Source organism: Luteolibacter sp. SL250 (assembly GCF_026625605.1).
In the GTDB taxonomy this organism is placed as follows: domain Bacteria; phylum Verrucomicrobiota; class Verrucomicrobiia; order Verrucomicrobiales; family Akkermansiaceae; genus Luteolibacter.
The window spans coordinates 3,216,001-3,232,083 of the sequence record NZ_CP113054.1 but is presented as its reverse complement, the minus strand read 5'-3'; the positions used below and the strand labels follow the sequence as shown (position 1 = coordinate 3,232,083).

Annotated in this window: 16 protein-coding genes; 2 read left to right on the top strand and 14 right to left on the bottom strand. The window is 61.6% G+C overall.

Annotation, left to right across the window (positions count from 1 at the left end):
- Positions 1 to 804 carry a hypothetical protein gene (locus tag OVA24_RS14265; RefSeq protein ID WP_267670552.1) on the top strand — a complete coding sequence of 268 codons (804 nt, stop codon included), beginning with the start codon at positions 1 to 3 and terminating at the stop codon, positions 802 to 804.
- Positions 805 to 1,009: 205 nt separating this feature from the next.
- On the opposite strand, the gene OVA24_RS14260 is transcribed toward OVA24_RS14265, so the two are convergent.
- The 8 genes from OVA24_RS14260 to OVA24_RS14225 form a co-directional block, all read right to left on the bottom strand.
- The gene (locus OVA24_RS14260) at positions 1,010 to 1,837 is read right to left on the bottom strand and encodes a glycerophosphodiester phosphodiesterase (RefSeq protein ID WP_267670550.1); all 828 of its coding nucleotides are present in this window, start codon (positions 1,835 to 1,837) and stop codon (positions 1,010 to 1,012) included.
- 168 nt (positions 1,838 to 2,005) lie between these two features.
- Positions 2,006 to 2,605 (bottom strand): outer membrane protein, encoded by a 600-nt coding sequence (locus OVA24_RS14255; RefSeq protein WP_267670549.1) that lies wholly within the window; start codon positions 2,603 to 2,605, stop codon positions 2,006 to 2,008.
- A 164-nt stretch (positions 2,606 to 2,769) separates the two neighbouring features.
- Positions 2,770 to 3,306 carry an IS630 family transposase gene (locus OVA24_RS14250; RefSeq protein ID WP_267675274.1) on the bottom strand — a complete coding sequence of 179 codons (537 nt, stop codon included), beginning with the start codon at positions 3,304 to 3,306 and terminating at the stop codon, positions 2,770 to 2,772.
- Positions 3,240 to 3,707 carry a hypothetical protein gene (locus OVA24_RS14245; RefSeq protein ID WP_267670548.1) on the bottom strand — a complete coding sequence of 156 codons (468 nt, stop codon included), beginning with the start codon at positions 3,705 to 3,707 and terminating at the stop codon, positions 3,240 to 3,242. The genes OVA24_RS14250 and OVA24_RS14245 overlap by 67 nt, the downstream gene beginning before the upstream one ends.
- A gap of 139 nt (positions 3,708 to 3,846) precedes the next feature.
- Positions 3,847 to 4,098 carry a hypothetical protein gene (locus tag OVA24_RS14240; protein ID WP_267670546.1) on the bottom strand — a complete coding sequence of 84 codons (252 nt, stop codon included), beginning with the start codon at positions 4,096 to 4,098 and terminating at the stop codon, positions 3,847 to 3,849.
- A 276-nt stretch (positions 4,099 to 4,374) separates the two neighbouring features.
- On the bottom strand, positions 4,375 to 6,201 hold the full coding sequence (locus tag OVA24_RS14235; protein ID WP_267670545.1) for a cation:proton antiporter: 1,827 nt from the start codon (positions 6,199 to 6,201) through the stop codon (positions 4,375 to 4,377).
- A gap of 247 nt (positions 6,202 to 6,448) precedes the next feature.
- A complete protein-coding gene (locus tag OVA24_RS14230; protein WP_267670544.1) occupies positions 6,449 to 7,225 on the bottom strand; it encodes a M90 family metallopeptidase in 777 nt (258 codons plus the stop codon).
- Positions 7,226 to 7,302: 77 nt separating this feature from the next.
- On the bottom strand, positions 7,303 to 9,054 hold the full coding sequence (locus OVA24_RS14225) for a vWA domain-containing protein (RefSeq protein ID WP_267670543.1): 1,752 nt from the start codon (positions 9,052 to 9,054) through the stop codon (positions 7,303 to 7,305).
- Between the two features lie 240 nt (positions 9,055 to 9,294).
- Between OVA24_RS14225 and OVA24_RS14220 the strand changes: the two genes are divergently transcribed.
- On the top strand, positions 9,295 to 9,750 hold the full coding sequence (locus OVA24_RS14220) for an SRPBCC family protein (RefSeq protein ID WP_267670542.1): 456 nt from the start codon (positions 9,295 to 9,297) through the stop codon (positions 9,748 to 9,750).
- Positions 9,751 to 9,762: 12 nt separating this feature from the next.
- On the opposite strand, the gene OVA24_RS14215 is transcribed toward OVA24_RS14220, so the two are convergent.
- The 6 genes from OVA24_RS14215 to ccsA all read right to left on the bottom strand — a co-directional run bounded on the left by OVA24_RS14215 (position 9,763) and on the right by ccsA (position 16,023).
- On the bottom strand, positions 9,763 to 10,743 hold the full coding sequence (locus tag OVA24_RS14215) for a L,D-transpeptidase family protein (protein ID WP_267670541.1): 981 nt from the start codon (positions 10,741 to 10,743) through the stop codon (positions 9,763 to 9,765).
- 57 nt (positions 10,744 to 10,800) lie between these two features.
- A complete protein-coding gene (locus tag OVA24_RS14210) occupies positions 10,801 to 11,562 on the bottom strand; it encodes a 3-keto-disaccharide hydrolase (RefSeq protein ID WP_267670540.1) in 762 nt (253 codons plus the stop codon).
- 210 nt (positions 11,563 to 11,772) lie between these two features.
- On the bottom strand, positions 11,773 to 13,281 hold the full coding sequence (gene cobA / locus OVA24_RS14205; RefSeq protein ID WP_267670539.1) for a uroporphyrinogen-III C-methyltransferase: 1,509 nt from the start codon (positions 13,279 to 13,281) through the stop codon (positions 11,773 to 11,775).
- Positions 13,278 to 14,246 carry a hydroxymethylbilane synthase gene (hemC, locus tag OVA24_RS14200; RefSeq protein ID WP_267670538.1) on the bottom strand — a complete coding sequence of 323 codons (969 nt, stop codon included), beginning with the start codon at positions 14,244 to 14,246 and terminating at the stop codon, positions 13,278 to 13,280. The genes cobA and hemC overlap by 4 nt, the downstream gene beginning before the upstream one ends.
- Before the next feature lie 2 nt (positions 14,247 to 14,248).
- A complete protein-coding gene (gene hemA, locus OVA24_RS14195; RefSeq protein WP_267670537.1) occupies positions 14,249 to 15,259 on the bottom strand; it encodes a glutamyl-tRNA reductase in 1,011 nt (336 codons plus the stop codon).
- The gene (ccsA, locus tag OVA24_RS14190) at positions 15,259 to 16,023 is read right to left on the bottom strand and encodes a cytochrome c biogenesis protein CcsA (RefSeq protein WP_267670536.1); all 765 of its coding nucleotides are present in this window, start codon (positions 16,021 to 16,023) and stop codon (positions 15,259 to 15,261) included. Before ccsA ends, hemA begins: the two co-directional genes overlap by 1 nt.
- Positions 16,024 to 16,083: the final 60 nt, after the last annotated feature.

The following is a 16,083-nucleotide window of genomic DNA, read 5'->3' as shown; positions in this document are numbered from 1 at the left end:
ATGAATGCACACTGCGAATCGCCGCGGTATGGCAAGGTGTTTGCCATACCCGCCGCCCTTGGTCTGACCTGTCTCATCTCCGCCGGTGCGGAGCGGGTGGACTGGCTGGAGTTTTCCCCGGTTGGCAACGCCTCCGGCTTTTTCCTGCGGGATGATTCAGGCACGTCACTGGTGGAGGGATCTCTCGCCACCCAGAGGGGGACCGTGTTTTCCGGGTTCCCGTCCGCACGGACCTTCTCGGGAGAGTACTGGCAGGGAAGCACGGGATTCACCGATAGCCTCAGCGGGAACGCGTTGGTGCACGCGACCGCTTTCCGGGTGGCCGCACCATCCGGCGGGCCGGCCAGCTACACCATCGAGCTCGATATTCCGGAGAACCGTGAGATCCTGCTGATGGTGGGGGATCTCTACCACGGCAGCGACATATCCCGCACCGCAGGGGTGAACATCTCCGCGCGATCCGACTCCTCCGTGGCGGGGATTTCGCTGGAGGGAATCTGGGGCTGGGACAACGGGATCTCCCGGATGTCGGATGATCTCGCCTGGATGGCGGGTGTCGGCACGCTGTCCACGGTCACGGGTGCCACCGGTGAATCAAAGGCCGCGTTCTTCCGCATCGACCCTGTCTCCGGAACGAATGCCCGGCTGGTGCTAGGTGTCCCGGATGGCCTTGCGGGCACCGGTGACACGATCATGGTGGCGCTCGGCGTGGTCGTTCCGGAACCCTCCGCCACCTTGCTCGGGCTGTCGGGAGGAGCGGCATTGCTGTTGGGGAGACGGCGCGTTACGGGCACCGGATCCTGAAAACCAAATCGGCAGATGACGCCGTGGGGGGAATCACCTGCCGATCTCTTTTTGGGGGGAATTTTGTCACCGTTCCGGTCGGGGGGAGTCCGTCGCGCTGACGAAAGAACCATGTCACGAAACCGGTCATCCGGATATCACGCGATCACGTGGAGGATCCGGCTTGATGCCTGATGGACTCTGTTAGAGGCCACCGGTCCTGCGATCATTGGCGGGCGCGCTCGATGTATTTCTGCACCTCCACCGGGATGTCCGTGCAGATGGCATCCACCCCCAGCCCCAGGCCCAGGAAGTAATCCTCCATCGTGCGTCCGGGCCAACCGGTGACGATGAAGCCCTGTTTCTGGGCATCCTTCACGGCCAGCCTTGTTGTTCCCTCCATTTTGCAGGCCACCCGCTTCGCGCCGATGTCCTTGGCCGCCTGCAGGATCTCCGGAGTGAGGGGTCCTCCCTTGATGAACATGATCTCAGCGTCCGGATCGAGCGCCTTCACCGCCTTCAACGGGCGGGGATCGAAAGAGGTGAAAACGTAGGTGCTTCCTTCCGGGATCTTGGCGGTGACGGCGGCATGGATCTTTCTCGCATAGGCTTCGATCCTTTCGTCGGGATAGAGATCCTTGTTGCTGGTTTTCATCTCGAACTCGATGTACATGCCGGGTTTGTCGGCGAAGTATTTGAGGAAATCCGCGAGAAGCGGCAGCGGCTCGCCGCCTTTCTTGCTGAGGACTTTCCGGGCCTCCTCCGCCTGCAGATTTTCAACCGGTCCCTCACCCTGGTGGGTGCGCTGGAGGGAGTCGTCATGAAGGATGACCAGCTCGCCGTCCTTGGTCATGCGGATGTCCAGCTCGCAGCCGCGGATGCCAGCCTCGTAGCTGCTGCGGAAGGCGGTGAGGGTATTTTCCTCAAACTCGTAGGCTCCGCCGCGATGGGCGAAGTGGAATGGCTTTCCGCGCTCGGCGGCCATGGCATGCTGTGTGAAAGAAGTGGTGAAGATGCCGGAAAGCAGGAAGGAGAGAAAGACGAAGGGTTTCATGAGGTAGGTGAGCAGCGCCGTAGGGAGGCGCGTCCATACCTTTCTACGGGAAGGGCCGGCCCATCTGTCAACAAGGCATGCGTGACCGAATCGCTCCCTTTAGACTGAGAATGGCCATCCGGAGAGAACCGGACGGCCATTCCCACACACGGAGGTCCGTGCCCCGGCTCAGAACTTCCAGCGATAGCCGGCTTCCGCAGCCCACGTGTTGTCCAGATCGTAGTTGTCCGCATCGTCGAAGCGGATGTAGCGGGCTCCGGTGTAGATCTCGGAGTTCTGTCCGACCTGGAAGTTCACCCCGGCGAACGCCTGTGTGGTGAAGACCGTGTCGTGATCATGGCCCGCGCCAGCCACCTTGAGGTCTGTGAAGGAAGCACCCGCTCCGACACCGAAATACACGCCGATCCAGTCGTTGAGGGCTTTCTCGAACTGAACGTTGAGTGTCACCGGGATGATCTCCAGATCGGAGTCAATACCCCCGACGCCGAGAGGAATGTGGGATTCGTTGTCGTCTTCCACGAAGCCGCCTTCGAGGAAGAAACTGGTGCGGAATCCCAGTGGACTCCACGGGGATTTCACTCCGGCATTGAGGGCATACATCGGCTCCTCATACTCGAAGAGATAGCTCACGGAACCACCCGCGAACCACTGCCACATCGGGGACTCCTCGACGGGCGCTGGTTGGTAAGGTTGGCTCGGCTCACCGGCGAAGGCCGGAACTGCGAGGGCGATGGCGGATACAGTAATGGGTACGATCAGCTTGTTCATGGTAAGGGACCTGATCGCACGGGAATGGTGGCCGTCTAATGCGAATATTCGCTATAAATGGCTCAATGAAGGTGAATTATGAGACAATGCGCATAATTTTGGTGGATAAGAATGCAGTTTTGTGTAGTCGTCGCAATATAAGACAGTTAGGAGATTAGAGCATTTTAAATAAATCCGTAGCCGCAGTGGGCGAACCAATGGGCGGCGTCCTTTTGGGTGACGCGGGACAACGCGTCGCCGATTGCCAGGAGAAGCGCTTCATTGGTGCGCGCTTCGGCTTTGCGGAGGAGTGCTTTGACTTTGCTCCACATCAGTTCGATCGGATTGAGATCCGGAGAATAAGCCGGAAGGAATCTCACCTTCACGCCTGCTTCCTCCAGCAGGTTGAGGGCCTCACGATCCTTATGGGCGCTGAGATTGTCCATTACGAGGATATCCCCCGGTGCGAGCGTGGGCAGCAGGATCTCGCGGACGTAAGTCCGGAACACCTCCGCGTTGAGGGCTCCTTCAACCGTCATACAGGCGGTGCTGCCGTCCTGCCGGATCGAACCGATCATCGTCGTGGTCCTCCAACGGCCGCACGGGGCGCTGGCATGAAGGCGTTTTCCGCGCGGAGAGCGGCCGCGCAAACGGGTCATATTCGTTTTCGCCGCCGATTCGTCGAGGAAGACGAGGCGGGAAGGTTCAAATCCTCCTTGGATTTTGCGCCAGATCCGGCGGCTGCGGGCGACGTCCGGCCGGGATTGCTCGGCGGCGCGGAGCGTCTTTTTTTATATGTCAGCCCCATGTCAGCCAGCACGTAATGGATGGCCTGGATGGTGCATTCCAGACCGAGGCGGGCGCGGATCTCCTCAAGGGTGAGATCGGGTTGATCAGCCAGGAGGAGGCGCATCTCACGGCGGTGGGAATCGAGGATGATGGGTTTGCGGCCGCTGCGGTGATGGAGCGGGGAGATGTCGCCGAGACGGCTCCGCTGCTGGAGCAGCTTTTTGACCATGCCCAGTGACACTTCAAAGCGGCTGGCCACCTGTCCGCGGCTGACATCGCCACGATCATAAGCCTTGAGGATGCGCTGCCGGAGATCGACCGAGATCGTTGCCATAAGGCAAGGATAGCAACAAATCCTGAAACGGCTACAATATTATTTAAAATGCTCTAGTGGGCGTTTACTGTAACGAAAAAAGCGGACCCTCTGAGAAGGTCCGCCTTTGGGTAAAGATGGGGGCAATGGTGCTGTGGTATCAGGCTCTCCGCTTGCCAGCGATTGCGGAGGAGAACATGCGGCGCTCCATTACGGCCTCATCGTTTACGGGTATCAGGTGGAAGATATTGTGGTCTTTCATCATGTTCTCGATCCGAACCATCTCCATGGGAAGCTTGCGCTCCCCATCCCGGCAGTTGGCGGCGGCCGTGCGGAGGATGTGTCCTTTCAGCGCACGGGACTTTTCCTCGGAAGTTAGTTCGAGATCGGTGAGAAAGTGGATGTGGTTCATAATGGATCGGTGTTATCGTTCAAAATCCGGCTTGGGCGCGTTGCAGCCACGCGATGGCGGCAACGATGGCGATCGCCGCCATCCAGCCCAGGATCTCCATGGTTTGATTGCGAATCATTGGTGCTTTCCCATTCGCAGGGCCCACGCCAGCGATTATGGGATTTTTAAATCACTGGTATTCAATGTTTAATGTGAAAAACGGAAGCCCCCTTGTGGAAGCTTCCGCTGCAAGTTGTAGGCGCTCATTGCAGAACGCAAGGCGTCGGCGTTGCGCCGTTAATGTGTTGGCATGGGTCCGGCATCCGCCAGCTCGTCGCGGGAGAACTCGCGGCGGATACGTTCGCGTTCCCGGTCGATCTGCTCTGGTGTTGCGCCGAAACTCTCGAGAATGTTCTCGGTCATGGAAAGGGCGACCTCCCCTTCGCCAGTGAAGACGCTGTCCGCACCAACTGCGGCCAGGGTCTCCGCTTCACGTAGGTAGGAGGTGCGGGCGATCACGCGGACGTTGGGATTGAGGCGACGTGCCTCCCGGATCAGCTCTTTGGCAGCCTGCACGCTGGAGGCGCTCAGGATCAGGATCTGTGCTTCGTCCGCACCTGCGGTCTTGAGCGTTTCGGCATGGCCGGCATCTCCGTAGACCGCGGCGATGCCCTCCGCCCTGAGGCGTTGCACCGTGTCCACATTCATTTCCACCACGACCGGGGAGAAGCCGTTGTCGGTCAGCAGGCGCACCACGGTCTGGCCGACCGGGCCGTATCCGACGACGATCGCCTTGCGGAGGGAATCATGCTGGGGATCGAACTTCGGTTTCTTGCCCACCGCAGGGTTCCGGTTCAACATGGCCCAGAGTCTCGGACGCTTTGCCAGCGCGGCCTCGATGGGATCCACCGCACGGTAGAGGAGGGGGGCCAGTGTGATGGAGATGATGGCGGTGGCGACCAGCACGTTGAACGCGCGGCCATCGATCAGCTCATACTGCATGGCCATGGTGCCGACGATGAACGAGAACTCGCCGATCTGGGAGAGCACGGCACCCACGGCCAGCGCAGTGCGGGAGGGATAGCGCAACACCACGGTGATGATGATGGCGGCCAGCGGCTTGCCAACCATGACGATGGCCACGGTGGCCAGCACCATCCACGGGCTCTGGACGAGGATATGATAGTCGAACAGCATGCCGACGGAAACGAAGAACAGGACCGCGAAGGCATCCTTCATCGGCAGCGCGTCGGTGGCGGCCCGGTTGCTGAAATCGGAGCGTCCCACCACCATCCCGGCGAGGAAGGCGCCCAGCTCCATCGAGACACCGAACAGCTTCGCGGAACCCACGGCGATGCCCAGCGCCAGCACCAGCACACCCAGGGTGAAAAGCTCCCGGGAGCGCGTGCGGGCGATGAGTGTGAGGATCCTGGGAACCGCCCAGCCACCGACGAAGAACACGACGGCGACCAATGCGACGATCTTCACCGTCGTCCAGAGCAGCGCCACGGCCACGGCGCCGCCGTTCAGCTCCGCATCCGCCCCGCCGCCGAAGATGGCGGGGATGAGCACCAGTACGAAGACCGTGAAAATGTCCTCCACCACCAGCCAGCCGATCGCCACGTGGCCGATGGGGGTGTGCAGGTGGTTGTTGTCCACCAGGATGCGGGTGAGGACCACGGTACTGGCCACCGCGATGGCCATACCGAACACCGCGCCCTGCGTCCAGGTCATGCCCCACGCGTGCATGATGAACATGCTCAGGAGGGTCGCCGCAGCGCTCTGCACGACAGCCCCGGGGATGGCGATCCGCTTTACCGCCAGCAGCTCCTTGAAATGGAAGTGCAGGCCCACGCCGAACATCAGCAGGATCACCCCGATCTCGGCCAACTGCTTCGCCATCCCTTCGTTCGCGACGAAGCCAGGTGTGTGCGGACTCACAACGATGCCCGCCAACAGATAGCCCACGATGGGGGAAAGTCCGATGCGGTGGGAAAGATAGCCCAGAAGCAGCGCGGCACCCAGACCTCCCGTGATCGTCAGGATCAGGTCGATGTTGTGGATCGCCGCACCTAGAAAGCCGGAGGAGGAGATGAAGTTTGAAATGAGGGCGACATCGTGCATCTCCGCTCCCGGTAAATCAATTTTCCAGGATTTTCCAATATTTTCCGACGACTTCCATCTAACTGTTAGATTGGAGGATGCTTGATGGGGCTGGGTTGCAGCGTGGGCATTGATCCGGAGATCCACGGCTGCACGGGATTGTCGCCGCTGATTTTCCGGGGTCTGACAGAGTTTGCATCTGCATCCGGATTTCGGACGAAACGACTGTTTGGGCGGATCCCGGGATCATCCGCAGGATGATGGTGGATCACGGGAGCCACTCCCGTGGATCCAGTCCGTAGTAGCCTACCAGCTCCTCATAGAGTTCGGGCTGTTTCCCGGAGAGCTGCCGCGGTTTCTCGAAGAATGTCTCCGTGGCCACGGCGAAGAATTCCGCGGGGCTGGTGGCTCCGTAGGCATCCATCACGGTTTTCCGCCCACGTTCGGTGAGTTCCTGGAAATCAGCGTAGCTTTCGGAGAAAACACGGGCCCATGAACGGTAGGCCGCACGGCTGGCAAGTCCGGGGGCACCGTCGGTCGGTCCGTCTTCATGGTCCAGTTGATGGGCGAACTCATGGAACGTGACGTTGCTCCCATCACGGATGTCCCGCGCGCCCTGTTCGACCGAATCCCATGACAGGATGATGGTTCCGGTTTCCCAGGATTCGCCCAACCGGTGGACCCGGCCCTCCGTGACCACCCCCATGGCGTCCACGCTCTTGTGGATGGAACTGAAGGTGCTGGGATAGAGATAGACCGTCCGCAGTCCGGGATATGGGACGCCGTCGCGGTGGATGACCAGCAGGCAGGCCTGGGCCGCCACGGTCAGGATCATATCATCCGTGACATCCAGGCCGTTGCAGCCCTCGAAGCGCACGGACTCCACAAAGCGGGCGATGCGTTCGTGCAGGTGCTGTCTCATCTCATCCGGCAGCCGCTTGTAGAGGGGGAGGTTCTTTTCCAGCAGAGTGATCCATTCCGGCTGAAATTCACCATTTCCGTCTTCGCCTCCCCCCATCCATTCCTTGAGCTTTTCCCAGATCATCCGGGAAAGACCCTAGGCAGCCGCCGGACATTCATCAAGCGGCTGGATCGGAACATGCCGGTCCCGGCAGCAGGGGATCACTCCTGCTTTTTCTCCGGCTCGATGAGAGTGATGGGAATGCGTGCGAGGACGATGTTGCCGTCCTCGTTCATGTAGCGGATCTCGGCTGGGCCTGCGGTTTCAGTGGCGGTGACGCTGGAGGGGCTGCTCTTGCTGGTGTAGATATAATCCTCATATCCGCCATCCTCGGTTGCTTTGGGGACGATGGTGATGAAGTCGCCCTTGTTGTTGGGACCGGTCCATTCGATGGCGACGGCTTGTCCAGCGACGGCTTGAGGGGACGCTTTGAGGCTGATGACCGCGGCGTTGATCATGATGGGGGAGCGGAAGAGGACTTTGTTGCCATCCTCGTTCATGTAGCGGATTTCGGCGGGGCCAGGGGTGTGGGTGGCGGCGATGGTGGTGGGGGATCCGTCGCTGGTGTATGACCATTTCTGGTAATGACCGTCTTTGACCGAGGTTGGGACGATGGTGATGAAGTCGCCTTTGTTGTTGGGGCCGGTCCATTCGATGCTAACGGGGGAACCTGCAACCGCTTCGGCGGGGGCTTTGAGGGTGACTGCACCTTTGACGATCTGGATGGGATGGCGCGCAAGGACGATATTCCCTTGCTCGTTCATGTAACGGATCTCCGAGTCACCCGGGGTGCTGGTTGCGATGACATTGAGGGGGGAGTTGCCGCGGGTGTAGGTCCATTTCTCGTATTCGCCATCCTTGGTTGCCTTGGGGACGATGGTGATGAAGTCGCCTTTGTGGTTGGGACCGGTCCATTCAATGGAAACGGCGGAGCCTGCGACGGCTTCGGCGGCAGCCTTCAGGGTGATCTCGAACTTAGTGAGTTCCACGGGCTTGCGGGCGAGGATTTTGCCTGTGATGCCTGAAATATAGCGGATCTCCGCCTTCCCAGCCTGCATGAGCGAGGTGAGTGTGGAGCTTTCCTTGTCGTGGGTGTAGGCGAAGCCCTGGTTGACATTGTCCGGGGCCTTATCCTTTGCGATGGTGACGTAGTCGCCTTTGGCGGTTTCCGCCTCCCAGGTGATTTTGATCTCGGAACCGGCGACGACCGTGTCCGGGGCAGTGAGGGAAATTTTTCGTGTATCCTCCGGGGCGGCCTCGGGCTTCATGGGGGTGGTGGCGGCACCGACGGCCAGGTCGAGGGCGTCCTTGAGGGACGCGGCGTCGGAGGCGGGGAAAAATCTGCCGCCTGTGGAGTCCGAAATGCAGCGGAGTTTCTCGGTTTCCTCCGGTTTGAGATCGAATGCGATCACGTGGGCGGTGAAATCCACTCCGAGCTGTTCGAGTTTCTTCGCGGCGGCACACGGGTCGGCGTCGCAGGTTTCCAGTCCATCGGAGACGAGGATGACGGTGGCTTTGTTCTCCTTGTAGCCAAGGCCCTCCGCGGCGAGTTCGAGGGATGCGGTGATCGGAGTCATGCCTTTGGGCACGATCCCATCGACTGTCTTGATGAAGGTGGACTTGTCGATCTGCCCGACGGGGATGAGGAGTTCGATGTCAGCGCAGTCACCCTTGCGGCGGTGACCGTAGGCCATGAGGCCCAGTTCGGTGGTTGAGGGCAGATCGGTGACGAGATTGCGCACAACCTCACGTGCGATCTCGATCTTGGGCTTGCCGTTGATCTGTCCCCACATGCTGCCGGAGGCGTCGAAGACGATGAGGGCGGAAGCGGACGGAGTGGATTGCTTTTCCTGACATATGGCGGTGGAGAAGCTGGCGGCAAGGGTGAGGAAAGCTGTGGTGACGTATCTCATGGGGTCCGGATGCTCGTTGACGTTAGATTTGCTATCAGCCGATGTTGTATGGCGCAATGCCAATGGGCTGATGTTTCGTTCCGACGCATCCTGGCCGGAGATATTCAATCGATTGTGAGATATTTCGGATCAGAAGATGACCTGGAACGGCAATTGTGATCATGCGGAATTTTTTTGAGGACGGCTGTCCATTTTCGCGGATGCCGTCCGTCATATTTGTGGAAACCATCCCCAATCATCATGAACAAACCGAATACCGTCATCCTTCATCGGGTTCTCCGTGCCACGCCGGACCGCATTTTCCGCGCCTTCACCGATCCGGACGCGAAAGCGAAGTGGCTGCCTCCACATGGATTTGTCGGAAAAGTCCATCACCTCGACCTGAAGGTGGGCGGTAACTACCGCATGTCATTCCGCAACTTCAGCACCGGCAGCGAGCACCACTTCGGCGGCACCTACCTGGAGATCATCCCCGGGGAGAAGCTGGTGTATTCCGACCGCTTCGAGGATGAGAACCTGCCGGGCGAGATGAAGAACACCATCCTCATCAAGCCGGTCTCCTGCGGCACGGAGATCCATATCACCCAGGAGGGCATCCCGGAGATGATCCCGGTGGATGGTTGCTACCTCGGCTGGCAGGAATCACTGGCTCTGCTGGCGCAACTGGTGGAAGCGGAGATCCCGGACCAAGGCTGAGCCGCGTTTGCTTCACCGGATCGTCACCGACGTTCCTTTTCCGACGAGGGTGTGGAACATCGCCGCGTCCCAGTTGGAAAGGCGGATGCAGCCATGGCTGCCCGCCCGCCCGATGGTGTCCGGCACGGGCGTGCCATGGATGCCGATTCCCGGGAGGTTCAGTCCTGCCCACAGGATGCCGACCGGATTGTTCGGGCCGGGAGGCAGGTTGAAGAAATTCTCCGTGCGCTCGCCGCGCTTCAGCACGCCCAGATCATACCGATACCATGGCCACGGCACGGAGCCGACAATCCGCCATTCGCCCGCAGGAGCGGGATGTTCCATCGAGCCGGGAGTGATGGGGAAGGCGGCGATCAGGCGGCCGCCCTCCCGCACTTCCAGCATCTTTTCCCGCAAGTCCACCAGCACGCGGCGGGAGGACGCGGTGCCGGATGAAGGAGCGGGGTAGGTCGAGGGAAAGGCGTCGAAGCGGAATGGCCGGGCGACGGCAGGCACCGTGACGGTGGTGCCTGGCTGGACGCTGTTGATATCCATACCCGGGTTCAGCGTTCGGAGGAACTTCTGTGTGGTGTGGAAGCGCTCCGACAACAACTCGATGAGCGTGGTGTAGGGCATTTTCTGTTGTTTCGCCTGTGCCTCCGGTTCGTTTGCCATGGTACCCAGCGCGGAGAGATCCTTCGCCGTGATGGTGTAACTGGACAGGGTGGAGATGGCGGAGATGTCCGGCCGCCAGTCCGGGGATAGCCCGTTCGCCTGCTGGTAGCGGGCCAGCGCCTTGCCCGTGAACTCCCCGGACCGTCCGTCAACGACGCCGGGGCCGAAGCCCTTGGAATCGAGGAAGATCTGCACTTGCAGCGTGTCTTCCCTGGCGATGGAACCCGGAGATGGATGAGCGCCTTGGCGGCCGCTTCCGGGCACCAAGGAACAACCGGCAAGGAACACCGGTAATGCGGTGCAAAGAAGGACGGCGGTGTGGCGGGGAAGGCGCTGCATGTCCGCAATTTGGCGAGCGAACCGCCGTCCGCCACCAGTTTGTGCGGGCGGAGTGGACTACTCCTTGAAGTCGGTGTCCGCCTTCGCCAGATCCAGCTCCTTGATCCAGGTGTTGCGGTAGCGGACGTCGTGGCCCTCGCACTGGAGCTTGAGGCCGCCGGGGGTGTCGGTGATGCCCCTGCCGCCGTCGTTTCCTCCGTCGATGCCGGAGCGGGGGCCGCCCCAAACCTGGTTGATGGTCTGGTTCGAGTGGACCTTCTTGCCGTTGAAATACATGGTCACCATCGCTGGTTCCACGCGCTTTCCGTCCTGGAAACGGGCGGCTCGGAAGACGATGTCATAGCTGTTCCATTTCCCGAGGCCGAGGTAGGTGTCGTAAGGGGATTCCGTCTCGTTGATGACCGCGCCCAGTCCGTGTTTGGTCTTGTCGCCGTCCTTGATTTGGATCTCGTAGCGGTTCTGGAGATAGACGCCGCTGTTGCCACCGGGCTTCATGACGCAGAACTCGATGTGAAGGCGGAAATCCCGGTATTCCTTTTTCGTCACGATGTCCGCCGCACCATACTTGCCGCCCGCCGCGGCGGGATCATCCGTCTGGAGCGCGTGTTTCCCGGCATCGACCGGATCCTCGACGATCTTCCATTTGATGGGCATGGAGGACTTGAAGCCCGGCCCCTCCCAGTAGATCCACTTTTCCTCGAGGGTCTTCTGAGTGCCGTCGATGATGACCTCCGCGCCTTCGGCGGGCTTTGCTCCAACGCCGATTTCCGCGTGGAGGGTGGGGGCGAATAACAGGGAAAGGAGAAGGGCTTTTTTCATGATGCACCCATTACGGACCGAACCCCCGGGTTCCATCAAGACATTCCGCAGGTTGCTTCCCGGGGCCGGGAAAGATGGAAGAAATCGAACCGCAGATGAACACAGACTGAAGTATCCCGCCCCAATCCTCTTCTTATCTGCGCCAATCCGCGTTCATCCGCGGTTGAAAAAACCGCCGTCAGGGGAGGTGCCTCCACTCTCCGCGTCACCTCACTTCCTGAAATACCTCACGACCGCAGCCACAAGGCCTGGAATGTCGTGCGGAGTGGCTTCGAAGGCGGGCTTCATGTCCTTTTTCCGCAGCGTGTCGCTGGTGACGGGGCCGATGCTCCCGGCAACGCAGTCTTCCGGCCAGGCGATGCCCATGTCGAAGAAATGATCCACCGTGGAGCTGGAGGTGAAGGTGATGAGGTCCGCGCCTTCTTCCTCGATGCGCGCGCGGGCACCGGTGGGATCCTCGGTTTCCGGCACCGTCTTGTAGGCGATGCATTCATCGACGATCGCACCGAGCTCCTCCAGGCCCTTGCCGACGACGTCGCGGGTCTCCGCGGCTTTCACCCACAGCATGGTGAGGTTTTCGACAGACTCCTTTTTGAAGGCCTCGATGAGGCCCTCTGCGACGAAACGCTCCGGGATGAGATCGACGGCGAAGCGGTATTCGCGGATCTTCGCGGCAGTGCCGGCGCCAATGGCTGCGATGCGCGGGTTGCCCAGGCTGCGGGCGTCCTCGAAGGTGGCGAAGAAGGCGTCGAAGAACCGCTCCACGCCATTCGGGCTGGTGAAGACGAGCCAGTCGTATTCGTGGGCGTGGGTGACCATTTCCGCGAAACCGAGGCGGTCGTCCGGATGCTCGATGCGGATGGTGGGGAGCTCGATGACATCCGCTCCCAGGTCCGCCAGTGACTTGCTCAGTTCACCGGCCTGCTCGCGGGTGCGGGTGACGACGATCTTTTTTCCGAAAAGGGGACGCTTCTCAAACCAGTTGATCTTCGCGCGCTCCTTCACCACGTCTCCGATCACGGCGACGGCGGGGGAGGAAAAGTTCGCTGCCTCCGCAATGTCGGCGATATCCGCGAGCGTGCCCTCGATCGTGGACTGCGAGCCGGTGGTGGCCCAGCGGGTGAGGGCGATGGGCGTTTCCGGAGCCGCCCCCTCCGCGATGAAGGAGGAGGTGATCTCCCGCAGGCGGGCGACGCCCATCAGGAACACCTTCGTTCCCGGTGCCTTGGCGAGCTGCGCGTAGTCCACGGAGGTGAAGCCCTTCGTCGGGTCCTCATGACCCGTGAAGATGGTGAGCTGCGTGTTGTGGTCGCGGTGGGTGACGGGGATGCCCGCGTAGGCCGGACCGGCGATGGAGGAACTGATGCCGGGGACGATCTCGAAGGCGACACCGGCGGCGGCCAGCTCGGCGGCTTCCTCGCCGCCACGACCGAAGATCATCGGGTCGCCGCCCTTCAGGCGGACGACATTTTTGCCCTCCTTCGTCTTCTCGACGATGATGCCGTTGATCTGGTCCTGCGGCACGGCATGGTCCTTCGCGCGCTTGCCGACGTAGATCTTCTCGCATCCGGCCTTCGTCCAGCGGAGGAGCTGGGGGCTGCTCAGCGCGTCATAGACCAGCACATCCGCGGACTCGATGAGTTCCTTCGCGCGGAGGGTGACGAGGCCGAGGTCGCCGGGGCCGGCGCCTACGAGGTAACAGGTTCCGGATTTGCTCATGAGAGGGAGTTGAAAAGTTGGGCCGCGAGGGCGATGGGGTTGTCCGCCGGGCCGGTGAGGCCGCCGGTTTTCGGCTCGCCGCCCGCGTCCGGAAAGACGCGCGCCTTGAGTGTGAGCTGGCCGTTCTCCAGCTTGGAAAAGACACCGACAGGGGTGTGGCAGCCGCCGTCCAGCAGGCGCAGGAATTCCCTCTCCGCGGAGATGCGGATCATCGTTTCCTGGTGGTTGATGCCTTCGCAGAAAATGCGGCTGGGGGCGTCCGTGGCGCGGATCTCCAGGGCGATGGCACCCTGGCCCGCAGCGGGGTAGAACTCCTCTTCCGGGAGGCGGACGGCATGCAGCCCGGGGATGCCGACGATCGTCTCGCTGTTAGGCAGAAGAGGTTCCTGCTGGAGATAGCCCAGCCGCAGCAGTCCGGCTTCCGCGAGCAGGATGGCGTCATAGAGACGCTCGGTGGCGGCCTTCTTCAGGCGGGTGGGGACATTTCCACGGAGATCGACGACTTCCAGGTCCGGGCGCAGCCATTGGATCTGTTTGGCACGGCGCACGCTGCTGGTGCCCACGCGCCCGTTCTGTGGAATGGCATCCAGCCCACCCGGTTTCCTGCTCACCAGCACGTCCCGGATGGGTGCCCGCTCCAGAACGGCGGCGACGGCGAACCGGTCCTCCAGCACGGTGGGCATGTCCTTCAGACTGTGGACGGCCACGTCGATGTCGCCGCGGTCCAGGGCCTCTTCCAGTTCCTTGATGAAGACTCCTTTGTCAAAAGTACCCTCCGCCTTCGCCACCTCGCTGAGGGAAAGGTCGGTGCGGCGGTCGCCGGTGGTGCGGATCACTTCGCGGCGCAGGGACAGGCCGTGGAAGGCCTCTGCCAGCAGTTGCTCGGTGGTCGTTGCCTGGACCAGCGCCAGCTCGCTGCCGCGGGTGCCGATGATGAGGGGATGGACAGGGGTGGGATCACTCATTTTCAGGTGCCTGGGAGATTGAGTTTGGTGAGTTCCGCTTCGATGATGCGTTCGCATTCCTCGATCTGGCGGCGGCGGCGCACACGCGCTTCTTCCGCCAGTTGCTCCAGCGTGTCGATGTCGTAAAGGTAGACTTCCTCGATTTCGCCCACGGAGGGTTCGATGTCCCGCGGCACGGCGATGTCGATGAAGAAGAGCGGACGGAACTTCCGCGCGCGGCGGATCTTCTCCACGTCCGCCCGGTGGATGATGGCATGGGGCGCACCCGTGGAGGAAATGACGACGTCCACATCCGCCAGCACCCGGTGCCAGTCATCAAAGCGGACCGCCCTGCCTCCCATTTCGTGGGCCAGTTCTTCGGCCCGCTCGTAGGAACGGTTCGTCACGAAGATGGAGCGCGCGCCGCGGGAAACGAGCGCTTGTGCGGTGAGGCGGCTCATTTCCCCTGCACCCAGGATCATGACCTGGCTGTCCTGCAGGTGGCCGAAGATTTTCTCCGCCAGATCCACCGCCACATTACCGATGGACGTCGAACCTTCCTGGATGGAGGTCTGGGTGCGGACTTTCTTGCCGATGCCGAAAGCGCGCTGGAAGACGCGGTTGAGGATGCCGCCGGTGGTGCCCGCCTTCAGCGCGGCATCATAGGACTGCTTCACCTGGCCGAAGATCTCCGTCTCTCCGAGAACCATGGAGTCCAGTCCGCTGACGACCTGGCAGAGGTGCTTCGCCGCGTCGTGTTTCTCAAGCCGGTAGAAATGGGTCAGGTCGTCCGGGGCGAGGTTCTGGCGGGTGGCCAGTCCGGCTTCCAGCCGCTGGAGGGCGGTCCGTCCGCTGTCCGCGGCGACGTAGAACTCCGTGCGGTTGCAGGTGGAGATGACCACGCCCTCCGCCACCTGTGCGATCCGGGTCAGTTCGTCGGCTGCCTCACCCAGCTTGGTCGTGCCCACGGCGAAGCGCTCACGCACCTCAACGGGGGCGGTCCGGTGATTCAGTCCCAGGCAGGCGAGTTCCATCAGACGAATGCGAAAACCAGCAGTGACATGACGAACAATACCACTGACGCGGAGGAAATCCTTCGCCCGGTCAATCCGCGAACCCTTTTCATTACCAACAGGATCGCGTACCCCGCCCAGACCGCGAGCGCCGCGATGAAGTGGCCGTTCAGCCCATCGTGCGGCATGAGCAGCCCTGCGATGATCCCGGCGGTCAGCAGCCCGAGCCCGAGCCACAGCAGCCGCTCCACGGATACCAGCAACTCCCTGACGGGAGGCAGGTTCTTGAACAAACCGCCCTTCAGGTGGTGCTCCTTCAACTGCCGGTCCAGCACCAGGAACATGATCCCCGCCACGGCGGCCAGTGCGAACGCCCCGTAGCTGAGAACGGAAGTGGCGGAGTGGGTTTCCCCCCAGGCCGTGGTGTTCAGCACACGGGCGGGGGAAGGATGGAGCATGCCGGGAATCAGGGCGATGCTCTGGAAAATGACCACCACCGGGGCGGTGAAGACCCCCAGCAGGGAGATCCGGTAGGCCGGGCCCACCAGGATGTAGAAAAGGGTCAGGGACCAGGAGAGGTAGGCCAGGCGCTCGCCCCAGTCACCCAGCGGGCAGGCGCCGCGCATCTGCCCGCGCAGGGAAAGGAATCCCAGTTGGAAGAGAAAGGCCCCGATCATCCACAACACCGTCCACCGGTTCCGGTCGCCATGGCGGACGGACACAACACCCCAGACCCCACCCGCCAGTGCGAGAAGGGTGGCGGCCAGCAGCATCCAACGCTCCATGCCCCTTCCATGGCTCCCGCCCCCCGCTTGTGCAAGTCCGAAGGTTCCGGGGAGAAAGTT

Coding starts and splice junctions, on each gene's coding strand:
- OVA24_RS14265 (WP_267670552.1), top strand. CDS start 1: ATGAATGCACACTGCGAATCGCCGCGGTATGGCAAGGTGTTTGCCATA.
- OVA24_RS14260 (WP_267670550.1), bottom strand. CDS start 1,837: ATGAAACCCTTCGTCTTTCTCTCCTTCCTGCTTTCCGGCATCTTCACC.
- OVA24_RS14255 (WP_267670549.1), bottom strand. CDS start 2,605: ATGAACAAGCTGATCGTACCCATTACTGTATCCGCCATCGCCCTCGCA.
- OVA24_RS14245 (WP_267670548.1), bottom strand. CDS start 3,707: ATGGCAACGATCTCGGTCGATCTCCGGCAGCGCATCCTCAAGGCTTAT.
- OVA24_RS14240 (WP_267670546.1), bottom strand. CDS start 4,098: ATGAACCACATCCACTTTCTCACCGATCTCGAACTAACTTCCGAGGAA.
- OVA24_RS14235 (WP_267670545.1), bottom strand. CDS start 6,201: ATGCACGATGTCGCCCTCATTTCAAACTTCATCTCCTCCTCCGGCTTT.
- OVA24_RS14230 (WP_267670544.1), bottom strand. CDS start 7,225: ATGATCTGGGAAAAGCTCAAGGAATGGATGGGGGGAGGCGAAGACGGA.
- OVA24_RS14225 (WP_267670543.1), bottom strand. CDS start 9,054: ATGAGATACGTCACCACAGCTTTCCTCACCCTTGCCGCCAGCTTCTCC.
- OVA24_RS14220 (WP_267670542.1), top strand. CDS start 9,295: ATGAACAAACCGAATACCGTCATCCTTCATCGGGTTCTCCGTGCCACG.
- OVA24_RS14215 (WP_267670541.1), bottom strand. CDS start 10,743: ATGCAGCGCCTTCCCCGCCACACCGCCGTCCTTCTTTGCACCGCATTA.
- OVA24_RS14210 (WP_267670540.1), bottom strand. CDS start 11,562: ATGAAAAAAGCCCTTCTCCTTTCCCTGTTATTCGCCCCCACCCTCCAC.
- cobA (WP_267670539.1), bottom strand. CDS start 13,281: ATGAGCAAATCCGGAACCTGTTACCTCGTAGGCGCCGGCCCCGGCGAC.
- hemC (WP_267670538.1), bottom strand. CDS start 14,246: ATGAGTGATCCCACCCCTGTCCATCCCCTCATCATCGGCACCCGCGGC.
- hemA (WP_267670537.1), bottom strand. CDS start 15,259: ATGGAACTCGCCTGCCTGGGACTGAATCACCGGACCGCCCCCGTTGAG.
- ccsA (WP_267670536.1), bottom strand. CDS start 16,023: ATGGAGCGTTGGATGCTGCTGGCCGCCACCCTTCTCGCACTGGCGGGT.